This is a genomic window from Henriciella mobilis (assembly GCF_003576315.1).
GTDB lineage: Bacteria > Pseudomonadota > Alphaproteobacteria > Caulobacterales > Hyphomonadaceae > Henriciella > Henriciella mobilis.
In genome coordinates this window covers 169,882-186,523 of the sequence record NZ_QWFZ01000020.1, presented here as the reverse complement: position 1 = coordinate 186,523, position 16,642 = coordinate 169,882, and the positions used below count along the sequence as shown (strand labels likewise).

Genomic DNA, 16,642 nt, shown 5'->3' with positions numbered 1-16,642 from the left:
GCCGTGCCTGCCCGCAATGCCTGCACGCGGTACAGCAAGCGGGCTCAATACACATTCGCGCCCGCCTCGGCAACCGCCTATTCCAGCAGGCCTGCCACATGGTCTGCAATCGCCAGGGAGGAGGTCAGGCCCGGGCTCTCCATGCCGATGAGATTGATGAGGCGCGTATCCACAGTGATGAAAGTGAAGTCGCCGGACGGCTCACCCTCGCCGACGATTTTCGGGCGTACACCGGCATAGTCCGGGGCGAGGGCCCCGTCCGGCAAGCCGGGCCAGTAGCGTCTGACAGAGGCATAGAAGCGGGCGGCGCGGGCAGGGTCCACCTGGTAATCGAAAGGCGGGCCAGCGCCTTCGGGCAGCCATTCGGCGTCGGGGCCGAGCCGGCCGCGCCCAGACAGGTCGACCGTCAGGTGCAGGCCGAGGCTGGCGCTGTCGGGCATCGGATAAATGAGCCGCGAGAAGGGCGTCTTGCCGAGCACGCTGAAATAGCTGCCCTTGACGAAACGCGGCACGGGCAGGGCGCCGGTGTGCGGCCCTTCAATAGACTTGGCGATGGCAATGGCATTGTGCCCGGCCGCGTTGATCACGGTGCGGGCACGGATAACGGTTGGTGTCTCGCCGCCAGTGACAAGCTCGACCCCGTCTTCGAGCAGGGTGCCCGAGCGCACCGGCGTGCCGAAGGCGATCATGCCGCCATGATCCTCCAGCTCGCCCTGCAGGGCGAGGAAATAGCCATGGCTGTCGAAGATGCCGGAGACGGGCGACCGGATCGCGGCTGTGATGTCCGGACTGAGCGCCGGTTCGATCTCGCGTGCGGCATCGCCCGAAATGAGCTCCAGGTTCTCAACCCCGTTCGCCTCGGCCCGCGCCATGATGGCGCCGAGGCCGCCGGCTTCCTCGGCATGGGCGACGACCAGCTTTCCGCAATTCTTGTAGGTGACACCATGCGCATCGAGATAGGCGTAGAGGGCGCGCCGTCCGCGCACGCAGAAATCTGCCTTGTGGGAGCCGGTCGCATAGTAGAGCCCGGCATGGATGACTTCGGAATTGCGCGAGGAGGTATGGGTGGCAATCGCATCCTCGGCTTCCAGGATGATCACATCCCGGCCTTTCATGGCGGCCGCCCGCCCGGCCGCAAGGCCGATGACGCCGGCGCCGATGATCACAAGGTCTGCTTCGAGTCGCTCCATACTCTTCAACTAGGCAAGTTTCCCCAATTGGGCGAGCCGCGATTTCGCGCTATACTCGATTACCATGAAATGGCTGGGTGCCTTTATCAGTCTTCTCCTGCTGTCCGGCGCGCCTGCATCGGCAGATCCGATCGAACGGGCCTTCGCCTCGGGACAGTTCCTGCAATCGGCCGAAATGGCCCAGCTTGAGGGCGGCGCCGACAATTATGCCCGCGCAGCCCGCGCCATTCTCGCCGACGCCATTATCGAAGGTAAACCGACCGATAGCAGACTCGACGAAGCAGAAGCGCTTGCACGCAAGGCCCTCAGCCTCGATCCGGAGCATGTCGAAGGCCGGCTGCAGCTGGCGATCACGCTGTCGCTGAAAGCGCGGAAGATGTCGACGCGCGAAGCGCTCGATTCCGGTTATGGCGGCACCTCACGGGATCTGGTGAAGGATGTCCTCGAAGCCCATCCGGACAATGTCTATGCGCAGGGCTTCATGGCGGTCTGGAACATTGAGGTCGTCCGGCGCGGCGGCGGCCTTGGGGCGGCCTTCATGGGCGCCAGCGTCCAGAGCGCGCGTGAGCACTACACCCGCGCCGTCGAGACCGGCGAGGCCGACCCGGCGCTCCACTGGCAGTATGCCCGTGCCCTCGCAGCGCTGAATGCCCGCAAGTATGAAGACGAGATCGCCACCTGCCTCGACCGCGCGGTTTCCGGAGAGGCTGACGATACGTTGACGCGAATCATGCAGGCCCGCGCGCAATCCTTCCAGCTCTATGTCAAAGACCATTCACGCAAGGATATTGAACGGGCCGCAGCGGCGCTGCTCTAGTGGCTGACCTTAGCGGCCATCGGTCCAGCCAGCGCTTTCGCCGATCAAGGGCACCAGCCGCGCGGCGCACAGGGATGCTGCCGGGCCAGTCTGCGGGCGGCTGCCTAACGCTTCGGAATGAACGATGAGGGCGAGGCGGACATCTTCCGCCGTCAGATTGCCATTTCGCTTCGGATCACCCAGCACCGCTTCGCTGGCCTTCAGGGCGTCCCGCATCGCCGCGAGCTTGCGATCGGTTTCGGCAAGCTCGCTGTGACGGCTGCCGCCCGCCTCGCTGGCGCCGAAGCCATCCAGCTTCATGAGGTCTTCAAGCGCGAGCTTCTGGCGCTCGATTTCCGGTTTCAGCACAACGAAACAGCTGGCCGCCGCATCGCCGGCGGCGCTGAGCTTCGTGTCGGCAAAGATGGGAAAGGGCGTGCCGTCATTCATGCGCAAGGGCGGCGGCGGACTGGATGTGCCGAGCAGGGCGCTGGCCGGAGACGGGACGACGACAACCTTTTCCTCAAGCGGTTCGATGGAGACCGGGCGCGCAGCACCTGCCTCCCGGGCCCAGGCGGCGCCGCCTGCGGCGATCACGATGTCGCGTGGCAGGCGCTTCAGGGCGGCCGGGGCTGAGCGGGTATCGCCGCCACGCGCAGCCTCGACATACCATTTCGCCGCGGTTTCCGGATTGGCGGGAATGCCTTCCAGGCCGAATTCGAAGACGCGCCCAAGGTGCACGGTCGAGGAGCGTTCGCCGAGGCTGGCGGCCTGTTCGAGCAGGGCAATGCCAAGAAGCTGGTCGGCTTCGATTCCGAAACCGTAGAGATAAGCCTGACCGAGGATCGCAATGGCTTCCGGCTCACCATCTTCGGCGTAACGGGCGATCACATCGATATGGCTGTAGTCTTCCTTCAGATAGGCATCGACCGCCGCATTCAATTCCTCCGACTGCGCAGAGGCGCTCGCCAGTGTCATGGTGCCGGTCAGAAATGCTACCAGGAAAAGCCGGATCATGACGGGCACTTTAAGGAGGAGGCGGGGCTCGTCCAGCGGCAAGTGTCAGCGCCGGCCCGGATGGCGATGCAGTGATATGTTTTCAGTCGCCCCGGACCGACAACTGGGCCGTCAGCAAGACAAGCCGGTCGCGGCAAAGCCCCGCTGAGGGGCCGGACAGCGTGTCGCCTTCATAAGCGATCTGGTGTCGGGCGACCGCCTGATCGACCGCATCGCCGGAGACACCGCCATTGCGCTCCGGATTGCCCAGGAGCTCCACCGCGAAGGTCTTCGTGGACAGGAAGCGTTCGACATCCGACTTCACGAGGGTCATACGGTTCAGCGTGACCTGCCGGTCCACGCCCGTCTGCGATTTCGCTTGGTCGATCAGGGTGCGCAGCTCGTCGCTTCGGTCGTCGATTACGGGCGTCAGGACGACCGCGCAGCTTGCCGCAGCATCTCCGCTCGCATTGAGCGACGTATCCGCCAGCAGCGGGAACTGGGTCCCGTCATTCATCGTCAGCGGTTCAGGCACGGATGCAGGGCCGGTGCCGAAGATCATGTCGGCCAAGGCATTTGCCAGTTCGGAAGGGTCAGGATCTGTGTCGGCTCGGGCCTGCGGTGCCGGTGGTGCTGAGGCTGCAGGCGCAGGCGTGTCCGGTGCAGGAGGGCTCGTCGATCCCGTGCCGAACAGTGTATCGGAGAGCGCATCGACCTCGTCCTCGCTCATCGAATAGAGGCCGCCGCCTGCATTGCTGGTGACGGGCGCATTGGCGGCTGATTGGGAGACCGGGGGTGTTGGCGTTGTATCGATGTAAGCGCCGCCGCCAGCGGCGATCACATCCGCGCGGGGCAGGCGCTTCAGGGCTGCGGGTGAAGAAAATGATTCGCCTGCATTGGCAGCCTTCACGTACCACCGGGCCGCTTCGGTCGTGTCGACGGTGCCCGCGGTGCCATTCTCATAAATACGGCCGAGCTGGACTGCGGCTGACCGGTCACCCGCCTCTGCAGCCTGCTGAAGCAGGGCAAGTCCTTCGCCAGTATCCTTCGGGCGGCCAAGGCCATAGAAGGCCGCCTGTCCCAGCACGCTGAGCGCCTCGGCATTGCCTTGTGCGCCATAGCGCTCGATCACCGCCATCTGGCTATAATCGTCCTCGATATAGGCATCGATGGCAGCGTCGAGTTCCGGCGGCTCCGCGAGGGCTTGAACAGCCGGGAAAAGGGCGAGCATCGCGGCGGCTCGCCAGATGGATCGGTTCGTCCCCATGGACACCATCCTTACCGCCACGGGGAGGCCTGTCCAGCTGACAAGCGAGGGCGTTATGCCTATTCGGCGGCGACGGCGCCCTCGATGGCCTTCTGCTCTTCCAGCCAGTGTTCAGCTTCCAGCGCGGCCATGCAGCCCATGCCGGCGGCCGTCACGGCCTGGCGGTAGGTCTCGTCGGTCACGTCACCCGCCGCGTAGACGCCGGGAATATTGGTCTTGGTCGTGCCAGCTTCGGTGATGATGTAGCCGTTGGCCTTCATGTCGACCTTGCCCTTGAAGAGCTCGGTCTGCGGCGCGTGGCCGATGGCGATGAAGACGCCGTGGACGTCGCGGGTGACTTCTTCGCCGGTCTTGACGTTTTTCAGTTTCGCTGCGGTCACGCCGAGCGGATTCTCATCGCCGATGACTTCCTCAAGCACCGTGTCCCAGAGAATCTCGACCTTTGGATGCTTGAACAGGCGGTCCTGCAGGATCTTCTCCGCCCGGAAGCTGTCACGCCGGTGCACGACGGTGACCTTGGAGGCGAAATTGGTGAGGAACAGCGCTTCTTCCACGGCCGTATTGCCGCCGCCGACGACGAGCACTTCCTTGCCGCGATAGAAGAAGCCGTCGCAGGTCGCGCAGGCCGAGACGCCGAAGCCCTGGAACTTCTCCTCGCTCGGCAGGCCGAGCCATTTGGCCTGCGCGCCGGTTGCGATGACCACCGCATCTGCCGTGTAGACCGTGCCGCTTTCGCCGATCGCCTTGAAGGGGCGGCTCTCGAAATTGACTTCAGCGATATGATCCTCGGTGACTTTCGCGCCCATCTTCTCGGCATGGTCGCGCATCTTCTCCATCAGCTCCGGCCCCTGGATCTCGGCAAAGCCGGGATAGTTCTCGACCTCGGTCGTGATGGTGAGCTGGCCGCCGGGTTGCAGGCCACAGACGACGCGGGTGTCGCGCAGGGCGCGCGCGGCATAGATCGCCGCCGTCCAGCCGGCCGGGCCAGACCCGATAATCAGGATTTCAGAATGGATCGTCTCGCTCATCGCCCGCTCCGGTATGCTTGTCTTGTCGGCCTGATGGTATGGGGATTCTGGCGCAAAGATTAAACCCCATACCTGCTCAACTGGCCGTGAAACCGGGCTATTGCACAGGCTTGCGCACTTCCACGGTGGAGTGCGTGACGTTGAACTTCTCAGCCAGCCTGTCCTTCACCGCCTGGCGAAGCGCATCGAGGCAGGCGCCGTCGCGGGCGGTGACATCCAGCGTCACGAGCGGCTTCTGTTCGGTCAGCGCCCAGGCGTGGATATGGTCGACGCTGAGCGCCCCGTCGAGATGGGCTTCGAGGTCGGCCTTGATATCGGCCGGTTCCAGCCCCGACGGCACGCCTTCAATCAGGATATGGGCCGACTGCAGGGTGATCCGCACGCCGCCTATCACGATGAGCGCCGCCACGAGGATGGAGAGCAGCGGGTCGATGGGCATCCAGCCGGTGGTCATGATCACAACCGCCGCCGCAATCGCTGCCACAGAGCCAAGCAGGTCACCGGCGACATGCCAGAGCGCGCCCTGCAGGTTGAGGTCTTCCTGGTCGCCACCATGCAGCAGGAAGAAGGCAATGATGTTGACCAGCAGGCCAGCCACCGCGACGCCCATCAGGACATTGCCCATGACAGGCTCCGGCGTGATCAGGCGCTGGATGGCCTCGACCACGATCCACGCGGCCAGCACCAGCAGCGCCATGCCGTTGACGAAAGCGGCGAGTATCTTGAAGCGCGCCCAGCCGAAGCTGCGCTGGTCGTCCGCCGGGCGCTCGGCCAGCTTGAAGCCGAGCCAGGCAAGCGCCAGCGAGCCGGCGTCGGTCAGCATGTGCGCGGCATCTGCCAGGAGCGCGAGCGAGCCGGAAATGACGCCGCCGACCACTTCGGCGATCATGAACAGGAAGGTCAGCAGGGCGGCGAACGCTACCCGCTTGCGGGCGTCGGCCGTATCGACGGACGGGGCATGATGATGGTGGGCGTGACCGTGCCCGTCGTGCCCATGCGCATGAGAATGGTCGTGTGCCATGCTGCCCCAGATGCTGCGCCAGACGCCAAAAGTCAATAAAAATACAGAAAAAACAACAGTTTAGATATGTTATTCCGTTTCATTGCATCCAGTCTGGCAGGACGACCTTGTCGCCGGAATCGTCCAGCGTCTTGAGCTTTGGCTGGGGATGGCGCGCCAGCAGCTGCTTGACGATCTCCTCGGCAACCCGGTCGGCTTCGCGCAGTGGCTCATAGGACCAGCCCTCGAGGAAACCCTCGAACCAGCGGGCGCAGCCTCGCCGGATGAGGCTTTCGTGAAAACGGTCGAATTTCGGGCTGGAGCCTTCCAGCCTGGCAATATGGATCGGCAGGCCGTGCCAGGCCGCGTCAGACAGCATATTGGCGCTGTCTTCGGTGACGATCGCGGCATCGGAGTATAGCAGCCAGGCGAGATAGGGGTTCGGGCCATCTTCGGGGCCGGACCAGAACCGTGCGCCGATGCGGTCGGCCAGCGCCCGCATCTTGGCGACAATCGGCACCGGCGTGCGCCGCGACGTCGTGATACGCAGCCGCCAGCCGAGCCCCGACAGGCGCGTCAGGTCCTCGCCAAGCTTGTCGGCAATGGCGTCTGTAAAGGTGTGCGCCTTGGAGTCGCCGCCGAGAATGACAATGCAGGAGCGGCCATTCTCATCGGCGAGGTCGGCAAAGGCCTGACCGGCATCCTCGATATTGTCGGGCGAGAAATAGGAGGGGGCTCCGACGGTGCGGATGACATTCGGGCCGTCCAGCTCGTCATGCTCGGGCACGACGATCAGGTCGAAGGCGTCATGGGAACTTTTCGGGTCGAGCACCTGGACGGTCAGTGTCTTGCCGCCCGACAGCTCCCGGACGGCCGCGGTGAAGGGCGCGCTGCGCCGGCCGGCGGCGATCCAGACGTCTGGCCAGGGCGGCGAGAGCACCGAGCGCTGCTCAGGGGGCAGGGCAAACTTTTCCAGCGGCCAGCGCGGGCCGGGCAGCCATGTCCAAGGGGCGCGCGGTGTCAGTGTGATCGGCGTATCGCGATGGCCTTTGCCCTGGATGTGGGCAATCCGCATCCATCGGCCGGTCGCAGCCAGCGCCTGAACGATGGAGCGGACCTGGGCGGCATTGCCAGCCCGGCCATCAGATACGGCCCAGACCGACGGGCCGACCTGCGGCGCGATCGGTGCCTTGGCTTTCTGCTTCGACTTTTCGTTCACGGACATTCCCCGCGATTCGTGTTCTACGAGAGTCTGCCAGCTTTTCTCGAAACTTGCACGTCATAGCCGTAAGTGACGCGCAGCCGCGCCGTCCGGCCGGTTGGCCGGCAGCGTCATGACGTTGTCCGGAAGACTCCGGGCTACTTGAATTCGACGGCAGAAATCTCGTAGACGCGGGCGCCGCCGGGGGCGGCCACTTCGGCTTCATCACCGACTGTCTTGCCAATCAGGGCGCGTGCAATCGGGGACGTGATCGAGACCTTGCCCTTGGCGATATCGGCCTCATCCTCGCCAACGATGCGATAGGTCGATTCCTTCTCGGTATCGACGTCGATCAACGTGACGGTTGCGCCGAAGACGATCTTCTCGCCCTTCAGCTTGGTCACGTCGATGACTTCTGCGCGCGCAAGCTTGTCCTCGAGTTCGGCCACGCGGCCCTCGATGAAGCTCTGCTTTTCCTTGGCAGCATGGTATTCGGCATTTTCGGACAGGTCGCCATGCTCGCGCGCTTCCGCGATTGCGGCGATCACAGCCGGGCGCTCAACTGACTTCAAATGCTTCAATTCTGCGTCGAGGGCCGCATGCCCTTCGGCGGTCATGGGTGTTCTTTGCATGTTCTGGATAACCGTCGTTGTAAACTTGTAGGTTCTGACCAAACGGGAGAGGCGTCAAGTAGGGACTGTTCAGGCCGACTGCAAGGGGCGGACGCTGAGGTCGCGGTCCCGTTGGGCCCTTATGGCCTGCACCGAGGCCCGCGATGCCGCAAGGGTCGTGAAGTACGGGATCTTGTGGACAAGCGCGGTTCGCCGGATCGAGGCGGAGTCCTTGAGCGACTGGACACCCTCGGTCGTATTGAAGACGAGATGCACACCGCCATTGATCATCCGGTCGACAATGTGCGGCTGGCCTTCATTGACCTTGTTGACCCGTTCGACGGCGATCCCCTTACTTTCAAGGTAGGCTGCGGTGCCGCTCGTCGCGACAATGTTGAAGCCGAGATCGATGAGATCGCGGGCCGCTTCGGTGACCAGCGCCTTGTCATTATCCTTGACCGAGATGAAGACCGTGCCGGTGTCCGGCAGGTGCACGTCGACCGCTGTCTGCGACTTCAGGAAGGCGGCGCCGAAATCGTCGTCCCAGCCCATGACCTCGCCGGTCGAGCGCATTTCCGGGCCGAGTACAGGGTCGACGCCGGGGAAGCGGGCAAACGGGAAGACCGCTTCCTTGACGGCGACGCGGCGCGGCTTGGCTTTCGACAGGTCGAAATCCGTAAGGCTCGCGCCCGCCATGACCTTGGCTGCAATCTTGGCAATTGGTGCGCCGACGGCCTTGGCGACGAACGGCACTGTACGCGAGGCGCGCGGATTGGCTTCAAGGACGAAGATCTCCTCGCCCTTCACAGCAAACTGGATGTTGATCAGGCCGCGCACTTTCAGCTCTTTCGCCAGCGCGGAGGCAGACTCGCGAAGGCGCGTCTTGATGCTTTCCGACAGCGTGTAGGGCGGCAGGGCGCAGGCGGAGTCGCCCGAATGAACGCCGGCCTCCTCGATATGCTCCATGATGCCGGCAACATGGACATTCGTCTCATCGCAGAGCGCGTCGATATCGACTTCGATCGCGTCTGACAGGTAACGGTCGAGGAAGAGCGACTGGTCGCCTGAGACCTTCATGGCCTCCTTGGCGAAGGCTTTCACATCGGCGTCGTCGCGGCAGATTTCCATGGCGCGGCCGCCGAGGACGAAGCTCGGGCGCAGCATGATCGGATAGCCGAGCTGGCGCGCCTTTTCGAGGGCTTCCTCCTCCGAGCGGGCCGTGGCCGACGGGGCCTGCTGGATGCCGAGACGGTCGAGCACAGCGGCGAAGCGCTCACGGTCTTCGGCGAGGTCGATGCTGGTCGGGCTGGTGCCGAGGATCGGGACGCCTGCCTCATGCAGCGGCGTGGCCAGCTTCAGCGGCGTCTGGCCGCCGAACTGGACGATGACGCCGGCCAATTCGCCCGCGCTCTGCTCCTTGGCGATGATCTCGGAGACATGCTCTTCGGTCAGCGGCTCGAAATAGAGCCGGTCAGATGTGTCATAGTCGGTCGAGACGGTTTCCGGGTTGCAGTTCACCATGATCGACTCGATGCCGACCTCGTCCATGGCGAAGGCGGCATGGCAGCAGCAATAGTCGAACTCGATGCCCTGGCCGATGCGGTTCGGCCCGCCGCCAAGGATGATCGCCTTCTTGCGGTCAGACACGCCAGCCTCGTCATCGGCCTGAGCCTGGCCATAGGGCGGGTGCTCATAGGTCGAATAGAGATAGGGGGTCTTCGCCGCGAATTCGGCGGCGCAGGTGTCGATACGCTTGTAGACCGGCCGCACGCCGAGCTTGTGGCGGTGCATGCGGGCGGATTTCTCGCTCTGGCTGGTCAGCTCGCCGAGGCGTGCATCCGAGAAACCCATGCCCTTGATCGAGGTCATGTCGTGGGCGTTGTCCGGCAAGCCGTCACGGCGCAGGCCTTCTTCCGTCTCGACGATGGCTGCAATCTGGCGCAGGAACCAGCGGTCGATCCCGGTGATGCGGTAGATGTCCTCGACGCTGAAGCCCTTGCGGAAGGCCTGGGCGACATGGCGCAGGCGATCCGGCGTCGGGCGGGCGAGCTCTGAGCGCAGCGCTTCTTCTGTATCGGCTTCGGTCTCGTTGAGGCCGGTCAGGCCCGTTTCGAGCGAACAGAGCGCCTTCTGCAGGCTCTCCTGGAAGTTCCGGCCGATGGCCATGGCCTCGCCGACCGATTTCATCGCCGTGGTCAGCAGCGGCTCGGCGCCGCGATACTTCTCGAAGGCGAAGCGCGGGATCTTGGTGACGACATAGTCGATGGTCGGCTCGAAGCTGGCGGGCGTCACGCCGGTAATGTCATTGTCCAGCTCGTCCAGCGTATAGCCGACGGCGAGCTTGGCGGCGACCTTGGCAATCGGGAAGCCGGTGGCTTTCGAGGCCAGCGCCGAGGAGCGCGATACGCGCGGGTTCATCTCGATGACGACGAGGCGGCCATTGTCCGGATTGACGGCGAACTGCACGTTCGATCCACCCGTCTCCACCCCGATCTCGCGCAGCACCGCAATCGAGGCGTTGCGCATGATCTGGTATTCCTTGTCGGTCAGCGTCAGCGCCGGGGCGACGGTGATCGAGTCGCCGGTGTGCACGCCCATCGGGTCGATATTCTCGATCGCGCAGATGATGATCGCGTTGTCCGCCTTGTCGCGGACGACCTCCATCTCGAATTCCTTCCAGCCAAGCAGGCTCTCATCGACGAGGACCTGTCCGACCGGCGAGGCGGCAAGGCCGGAGCGCACGATCTCTTCATATTCCTCGACATTATAGGCCACGCCGCCGCCTGTGCCGCCGAGCGTGTAGGCCGGGCGAATAATGGCGGGCAGGCCGACTTCCTCAAGGACGTCCATCGCAGCCTTCAGCCCGCCGATCCGGTCATAGCCGATGATCTTGCCCGCATCGTTGCGGATCTCGGGGGCGGCAACAATCGCCGCGCGCGGATTTTCAAGGCCGATCCGGTCCATGGCCTCGCGGAAGAGGCGGCGGTCTTCTGCCTTCTCGATGGCATCGGCGCGCGCGCCGATCAGTTCGACGCCGTACTTGTCCAGCGTGCCGTCCTTGTAGAGGTCGAGCGCGCAGTTGAGCGCGGTCTGCCCGCCCATGGTCGGCAGGATGGCGTCCGGCTTCTCGGCGGCGATGATCTTCTCGACATAGAAGGGCGTGATCGGCTCGACATAGGTCGCGTCCGCCAGGTCCGGGTCGGTCATGATGGTCGCCGGGTTCGAGTTCACCAGGATGACCCGGTAACCTTCCGATTTCAGCGCCTTGATCGCCTGGACACCGGAATAGTCGAACTCGCAGGCCTGGCCGATAATGATGGGGCCGGCTCCAATGACGAGGATTGATTTCAAATCGGTGCGTTTGGGCATCGTTTCTCCTCGCTATCGCAGACCGCCGGTCAAACGGGTGCGCTATAGCGGGGAGTCGATAGGGTGGGCAAGGTCAGTCGACGGCAAAACTGCACCGGACTGCGGATTCATTTCACCGAAGTGAGATGTGGCGCCGTCCCGGAGACGGTCTCAGGGATAGAGTAGCTGGCCGTCCATGGTCTGTACTGCGTCGATGGCGGTACACTGCAGGAGGTCACTGGTATCGCCCGAGCAGGTCACGGTGGCATCGACCATCAGGTGCGCGCGCTCGGCTTTCACGGCGCAGGAAACAGCGGTTCCGCTCTGCCCGGCCTCTATGCCCATCACATTCGCGACAAGCCCGTCCGGCAGCACGTCGGCGGCTTTCTCGACTGCGGCTTCACAGGCCGTCAGCGCTGCGCGCTTGGCGGAAATCTTGGCGCCGCAAGCGCCGAGGATGAGCGGAGACAAGACGATGCCGGCAAGGAAGATGCGAGACATGGGCCAGGACCTTTTCTGATCTGAAGGGAAACAGACCCTGACGGGAGCTTCCATTTTGATAGCTAACCAAGAGTTAATGTGTCCGGTCAAGCAGGCTGCGTGCCAATTGCGCTTGCCGGGCCCTCAGAACGCAGTGCCCCCACATCCGGGGACGTGGATGCGGGGGCTGGACCTGCCCTTCGGATGGGGGGACGGGGCAGGCATTCCTGCGGCTTCGGCTACCAGCGGTTCGGGTCGTACGGATAGTCGTCATAGGCGTCGACATAACCGTCGCCGTCACTGTCCTTTTCGTCGGGCTGGTCCTTCACGCCGGGCGTGTCGCAATCGGCGGCTTCCGTACAGCCTTTGGCCGCGCCGGCCGCACCGCCGACCGCAGCACCGATAGCCGCGCCTTCAGCGGCATCGCCATCGCCAGTATTGTTGCCAATCACGGCACCGGCCACAGCGCCAGCAGCAGCGCCCGCAGCGGCATTGCGCTCGGTATAGCCGGATTGGGTACAGGCCGCCATGGCAAGGGCTGTGGCGGTCACGGCTGTGGTCTTGATCCAGATATTCATGGGACAACTCCCTTTCGTTATTGCGGCAGACCAACGCCACGTATCGAAGGGGGTTCCGGATTGTCCTGTGCAGATTGTGTGACGATTTAGCGGCAGGGTATGGCCGGCTGAGCCTGGCGGCTATTGGACCAGCCGGGCCTCCCGGCGCGGCTCGATCACAAGGGGCAGGTCTGTCTGGCTCATGTCGAATTCGATGGCCAGCTTGCCGCCATTTGAAACTTCGAGCGAATTGGCGACGATCTGCAGATAGGGCGATTTGGTGCGTCCACTGCCGCCCTGCATGACTTCGATGTCATAGCCGGGCATGTAGATCACGCCTTCGACGTTCAACTGGCCGCGAATGCGCATCTTCCGCTGCAGCCGGTCGACGTCTCCCATCTGGACAAAGGCCATGCCGGCCAATTCACCGTCTGCCGGGGCGACGATCGACAGCTCGGAGCCGCCCTTGATGTCGATATGGCTCGTCAGGCCCTGGAAAACGAAGGTTACGCCCTCCGCAACAACCGTCCCCCTGGCGTCGATCTTCAATCCGCCATCGCGGATGTAATAGGTTCCCGGCTCCAGAGTGACGTTCCGCGCGCGAATGGCAAGGCCGCCGCAATAGATGCCGGGAGACAGCCGGGTGGAGCCGATCCGGACAATGTCGACTGAAACGGAATCGCACAGGCCTGTCACCGGGAGTTCAAGATCTGCCAGCGGATCGGGCAACGGCTCGCACTCGGTTTCCGGTTCGGGCGTAACACGGGCTCCGATCCAGCGGTCGGCTCCGCCTGCAGTACAGAAAGCCCGGGCTTGGGACGAGCCGCCCACGAACCGCATGGACCGTGCGTTCGTGGAATTTGACCAGACGATACAGTTCTCTGCGACCAGCCGGCTATTATCCATGACGCGCAAGGCGACATGGGTGGGGTCCAGCGTCAGCACGCAAAGCGGAAAACCCCAGGTGGCTTCAGCGACGGCCAGCCGGCGCATCGGCGCGGACGCACTCGCACCGGCAAACTTGGCGAAATAGTTCACGGGCTTGAATTCAAGCTCGACAGCCAGGCGCGTATGCTGCCCGTATGCGTCTTCCGTCACGGCGTCGACAGCGAGATCGCGCAGCTCGTAATTGGAATTGTTCGTGGCCAGGCGCTCAGCTTCTTCCCGCGCGGCCATCAGGCGGTCCTGGGCTTTGGGCGAGGTGTGGTTCAGGAAGACCGTCGCCCCGCCCAGAGCAGAAGCATCGGCGGTGACCTGGAGCTGCTGTCCGGCCCGCGTATCCATGCCCAACGCAATCGTCGCGCCGACAACCGCCATGATAGACATCAGGCACAGGCCGAATATCGGCGCAGCGCTGCCCGCTTCGTTCTTTCTGAGCAGAATACGAATGTGTCTATGCCATCGCCACATCACGGATTCCCTATCGGTATTAGGGAATTACGACGCGTTGATTGCGAAAAGCTTAATTTCGTTAAGAGCTATAAGTAGAAAAAGTAGCTGTTCTATTGTGCGCTCAGGAATTCAGAGCCCGAGTACTCTTTTCGCGATGATGTTTCTCTGAATTTCATTGGTTCCGCCGTAAATAGACTGTGCTCTTGTCCCGTAATACAGGGACACGCCAGGCGCGGCGAAGTTTGCAGAGGCATCCCTCGAAAGCCAGTCAGGTGTCACGGAATCGTCAAATTGCCGGTTGCCATTGAGGCCAGCGGCATCGAGGTACAGAGTCGTGATCTGCTGCGCGGCCGAGGTCGCCAATACTTTAACGATTGAGGCTTCCTTTCCCGGTGCACCGCCATCCTTCACGGCGGACAGGACCCGAAGCACCGTCATTTCAAGTGCATCAACCGCGAGGTCCGCATCGCTGAGCTTGCGGGCAAAGTCCGGTTCGTCGATCAGCCGGCGATTGCCACCGGTCGGGACGTGGCTCGCAATCTCGCGCAGGTGGCGCAGCTGCTTTCGCTTGCCGCCAATGCGGGCATAGGAGGTGCGCTCATGGCCGAGCAGGTACTGGCTGTAGGTCCAGCCCTTGCCTTCCTCGCCGATGAGATAGTCGGCCGGCACGCGGACATTGTCGAAATGGACCTGGTTGAGGGCGTGCTTTCCGTCGATGGTGATGATCGGCGTCACAGTGATGCCGGGCCGGTTCATCTCCGCAATGATGAAGCTGATGCCTTCCTGCTTTTTTCCGGAATTGTCGGTCCGGGCGAGGCAGAAAATCCAGTCGGCATGCTGGGCCGCCGAGGTCCATATCTTGGTGCCATTGAGGATGTATTCGTCGCCCTCGCGCACGGCGGAGAATTGCAGCGAGGCAAGGTCTGAGCCGGAATCCGGTTCCGAATAGCCCTGGCACCAGCCTTCGCGCCCCTCGCGGATACCGGGCAGCCAGCGCTCTTTCTGCTCGTCCGTGCCGAAGGTGTAGATGATCGGGCCGACATAGATGACGCCCATCGGGGTCACGGTCGGCACGCCGGCCCGTTCCAGCTCCTCGTCGAAAATGTACTGTTCCTCAAGCGACCAGCCCGGCCCGCCATGTTCGACCGGCCAGGCCGCGGCGAGCCAGCCCTTGTCGCCGAGCGCCTTTTCGGACTTGCGGACCTCCTCCGTCGTCAGCGAGGCGCCCTTGCGCGTCTTTGCAAGAATGTCTTTCGGGAAATCATTCGCGAAGAAAGCGCGCACATCTGCACGGAAATCTTCGAGTTTCGGGTCAATGCTCAGGTCCATGAAAGGACATTACACCACCGCAAATGCCCCGTCAGTCATGACCCGAGGTCAGCTCCAGCGCTTGGCCAGCTTCTGGTCGATCGCGTTGGCGTCCTCTTTTTCCGCGCCGGCATAGCCCGTCAGCGAGTCCGCCACGAAGGGGTTGTCCTGGCGTTCCTGACCGAAGGTGCTCATGGGCCCATGACCCGGAATGAAGCGGATCTCCGGGCCGAGCGGCCAGAGCTTGGAAGTAATCGAGTCGATCAACTGCGTGTGGTTGCCGCGCGGAAAGTCTGTGCGCCCGATCGAGCCGCGGAAAAGGACATCGCCGACAAAGGCGAGCGCGCCGTCCTTGTTGTAGATCACGACATGGCCCGGCGTGTGGCCGGGCGTGTGCGCCACGCCGAACTTGACGCCATCCAGCTCCAGCTCGTCGCCATCCTCGAGATAGCGGTCGGGCGTCACATTCTGGCCATCGGCGATGCCATAGCGCTTGCCGGACTCCTCGATCATGTCGAGCAGCCACTGGTCATCCTTGTGCGGGCCGATGATCTCGCAGCCGGTGCGGTCCTTCACCGCCTTGGCGGCGCCGGCATGGTCCATATGGCCGTGGGTCAGCCAGACCCCGACAATCTTCACGCCGAACTGCTCGGCCGCGCCCATCAGCTTGTCGATGTCGCCGCCCGGATCGACGAAGACGCCTTCCATGGACTCGATCGACCAGATCATGGACGTGTTCTGCTGCAATGGCGTCGTCGGGATGACGCGGATTTCGAGCTTCGGCTTGTTCGGCTGTTGGTCTGTCATGGCGTCCTATTTAGGGTCTGGTTTCCAGCGTGAAAAGGAAAGCCTGAGTGTCGCAAGGTTATTCAAGACCACGCCGACGGTAAAATAGTAGAGCCCGATGCGCGGGTAGAAGCCGACATAGGCCATGGTCTGCGACAGGCCGATCAGCAGCGCGGCGAGGAAGACGTCCAGCATCGACCACTTGCCGAGCACGTTCAGCCACCAGGCGAGTTTCGGGCTGGGCGGGGCGCCGCGCCGGAAGATCACGGCGGCGAGCAGCGACTTCGACAGCGGGAAGACGCCGGAGAAAAAGATCACGACCAGTCCCATGAAGACGAGGTCGAACTCGAACAGGGTCCGCACCACGCCCCAGAGATTGTACTCGATCTGAAGGCCGATCGTATTCGGCTTCATGATGGAGGGCTGCGAGATGCCCATGATGATCAGCGCGGCCGAGACATAGAGCGTCCATTCGGCCGCCACGTCGATCAGCTTGCTGGGCAGCTTGCCATCTGCGGTATCGGGGGTCGCGGGAGGAGGGGGCGTTTCGCTCATTATGGTTCCGACCTTCAGCGGCTGAAGCAGGCGCTGTCAACGCTTCCAACCCCGTGCAATCGGAACTAGTGTCACATTCTGGCGTCAGACAGTATCATCACAGTCCTCACCGGGAGACATCCGACCC

Annotated in this window: 15 protein-coding genes; 1 reads left to right on the top strand and 14 read right to left on the bottom strand. The window is 63.3% G+C overall.

All coding sequences use genetic code 11. The features are described 5' to 3' along the window. Window positions 1-77 precede the first annotated feature (77 nt). Window positions 78-1,190 carry an NAD(P)/FAD-dependent oxidoreductase gene (locus D1227_RS11830; protein ID WP_119404818.1) on the bottom strand — a complete coding sequence of 371 codons (1,113 nt, stop codon included), beginning with the start codon at window positions 1,188-1,190 and terminating at the stop codon, window positions 78-80. A 64-nt stretch (window positions 1,191-1,254) separates the two neighbouring features. On the opposite strand from D1227_RS11830, the gene D1227_RS11825 reads away from it, so the two are divergent. Then, on the top strand, window positions 1,255-2,007 hold the full coding sequence (locus D1227_RS11825; RefSeq protein ID WP_119374905.1) for a hypothetical protein: 753 nt from the start codon (window positions 1,255-1,257) through the stop codon (window positions 2,005-2,007). Window positions 2,008-2,016: 9 nt separating this feature from the next. Here the strand turns inward: D1227_RS11825 and D1227_RS11820 are convergent, their stop codons facing one another. From D1227_RS11820 to D1227_RS11760, 13 genes are all read right to left on the bottom strand, one after another. Continuing rightward, on the bottom strand, window positions 2,017-3,003 hold the full coding sequence (locus D1227_RS11820; protein WP_119455295.1) for a tetratricopeptide repeat protein: 987 nt from the start codon (window positions 3,001-3,003) through the stop codon (window positions 2,017-2,019). An 82-nt stretch (window positions 3,004-3,085) separates the two neighbouring features. Then, on the bottom strand, window positions 3,086-4,249 hold the full coding sequence (locus D1227_RS11815) for a tetratricopeptide repeat protein (RefSeq protein WP_158586638.1): 1,164 nt from the start codon (window positions 4,247-4,249) through the stop codon (window positions 3,086-3,088). A 59-nt stretch (window positions 4,250-4,308) separates the two neighbouring features. Continuing rightward, window positions 4,309-5,277 carry a thioredoxin-disulfide reductase gene (gene trxB / locus D1227_RS11810; protein WP_119374908.1) on the bottom strand — a complete coding sequence of 323 codons (969 nt, stop codon included), beginning with the start codon at window positions 5,275-5,277 and terminating at the stop codon, window positions 4,309-4,311. A gap of 97 nt (window positions 5,278-5,374) precedes the next feature. Continuing rightward, window positions 5,375-6,298: a cation diffusion facilitator family transporter gene (locus D1227_RS11805; protein ID WP_119404815.1), complete on the bottom strand. Its 924-nt coding sequence runs from the start codon at window positions 6,296-6,298 to the stop codon at window positions 5,375-5,377. A 79-nt stretch (window positions 6,299-6,377) separates the two neighbouring features. Continuing rightward, window positions 6,378-7,496, bottom strand: a complete 1,119-nt coding sequence (locus D1227_RS11800) for a mitochondrial fission ELM1 family protein (RefSeq protein WP_233350165.1) — start codon at window positions 7,494-7,496, stop codon at window positions 6,378-6,380. 140 nt (window positions 7,497-7,636) lie between these two features. Beyond that, complete coding sequence (gene greA, locus D1227_RS11795; protein WP_119374911.1) at window positions 7,637-8,110, bottom strand: transcription elongation factor GreA; 474 nt, start codon at window positions 8,108-8,110, stop codon at window positions 7,637-7,639. A 69-nt stretch (window positions 8,111-8,179) separates the two neighbouring features. Next, window positions 8,180-11,458 (bottom strand): carbamoyl-phosphate synthase large subunit, encoded by a 3,279-nt coding sequence (gene carB / locus D1227_RS11790; protein WP_119404813.1) that lies wholly within the window; start codon window positions 11,456-11,458, stop codon window positions 8,180-8,182. Between the two features lie 150 nt (window positions 11,459-11,608). Then, window positions 11,609-11,938, bottom strand: coding sequence for a hypothetical protein (locus D1227_RS11785; RefSeq protein ID WP_119374913.1), 330 nt, complete (start codon window positions 11,936-11,938; stop codon window positions 11,609-11,611). Between the two features lie 218 nt (window positions 11,939-12,156). Next, a complete protein-coding gene (locus D1227_RS11780; RefSeq protein ID WP_119374914.1) occupies window positions 12,157-12,495 on the bottom strand; it encodes a YMGG-like glycine zipper-containing protein in 339 nt (112 codons plus the stop codon). A 120-nt stretch (window positions 12,496-12,615) separates the two neighbouring features. Continuing rightward, a complete protein-coding gene (locus D1227_RS11775) occupies window positions 12,616-13,884 on the bottom strand; it encodes a TadE/TadG family type IV pilus assembly protein (protein ID WP_119404812.1) in 1,269 nt (422 codons plus the stop codon). Between the two features lie 111 nt (window positions 13,885-13,995). Further along, window positions 13,996-15,195 (bottom strand): acyl-CoA dehydrogenase family protein, encoded by a 1,200-nt coding sequence (locus D1227_RS11770; protein ID WP_119404811.1) that lies wholly within the window; start codon window positions 15,193-15,195, stop codon window positions 13,996-13,998. A gap of 48 nt (window positions 15,196-15,243) precedes the next feature. Beyond that, window positions 15,244-15,981: an MBL fold metallo-hydrolase gene (locus tag D1227_RS11765; RefSeq protein ID WP_119374917.1), complete on the bottom strand. Its 738-nt coding sequence runs from the start codon at window positions 15,979-15,981 to the stop codon at window positions 15,244-15,246. A gap of 6 nt (window positions 15,982-15,987) precedes the next feature. Next, window positions 15,988-16,515 (bottom strand): paraquat-inducible protein A, encoded by a 528-nt coding sequence (locus D1227_RS11760; protein WP_119404810.1) that lies wholly within the window; start codon window positions 16,513-16,515, stop codon window positions 15,988-15,990. Window positions 16,516-16,642 lie beyond the last annotated feature (127 nt).

Bases quoted from the DNA above. Each gene is read 5' to 3' on its own strand.
- D1227_RS11830 (WP_119404818.1), bottom strand. From the start codon at position 1,190: ATGGAGCGACTCGAAGCAGACCTTGTGATCATCGGCGCCGGCGTCATC.
- D1227_RS11825 (WP_119374905.1), top strand. From the start codon at position 1,255: ATGAAATGGCTGGGTGCCTTTATCAGTCTTCTCCTGCTGTCCGGCGCG.
- D1227_RS11820 (WP_119455295.1), bottom strand. From the start codon at position 3,003: ATGATCCGGCTTTTCCTGGTAGCATTTCTGACCGGCACCATGACACTG.
- D1227_RS11815 (WP_158586638.1), bottom strand. From the start codon at position 4,249: ATGGGGACGAACCGATCCATCTGGCGAGCCGCCGCGATGCTCGCCCTT.
- trxB (WP_119374908.1), bottom strand. From the start codon at position 5,277: ATGAGCGAGACGATCCATTCTGAAATCCTGATTATCGGGTCTGGCCCG.
- D1227_RS11805 (WP_119404815.1), bottom strand. From the start codon at position 6,298: ATGGCACACGACCATTCTCATGCGCATGGGCACGACGGGCACGGTCAC.
- greA (WP_119374911.1), bottom strand. From the start codon at position 8,110: ATGCAAAGAACACCCATGACCGCCGAAGGGCATGCGGCCCTCGACGCA.
- carB (WP_119404813.1), bottom strand. From the start codon at position 11,458: ATGCCCAAACGCACCGATTTGAAATCAATCCTCGTCATTGGAGCCGGC.
- D1227_RS11785 (WP_119374913.1), bottom strand. From the start codon at position 11,938: ATGTCTCGCATCTTCCTTGCCGGCATCGTCTTGTCTCCGCTCATCCTC.
- D1227_RS11780 (WP_119374914.1), bottom strand. From the start codon at position 12,495: ATGAATATCTGGATCAAGACCACAGCCGTGACCGCCACAGCCCTTGCC.
- D1227_RS11775 (WP_119404812.1), bottom strand. From the start codon at position 13,884: ATGTGGCGATGGCATAGACACATTCGTATTCTGCTCAGAAAGAACGAA.
- D1227_RS11770 (WP_119404811.1), bottom strand. From the start codon at position 15,195: ATGGACCTGAGCATTGACCCGAAACTCGAAGATTTCCGTGCAGATGTG.
- D1227_RS11765 (WP_119374917.1), bottom strand. From the start codon at position 15,981: ATGACAGACCAACAGCCGAACAAGCCGAAGCTCGAAATCCGCGTCATC.
- D1227_RS11760 (WP_119404810.1), bottom strand. From the start codon at position 16,515: ATGAGCGAAACGCCCCCTCCTCCCGCGACCCCCGATACCGCAGATGGC.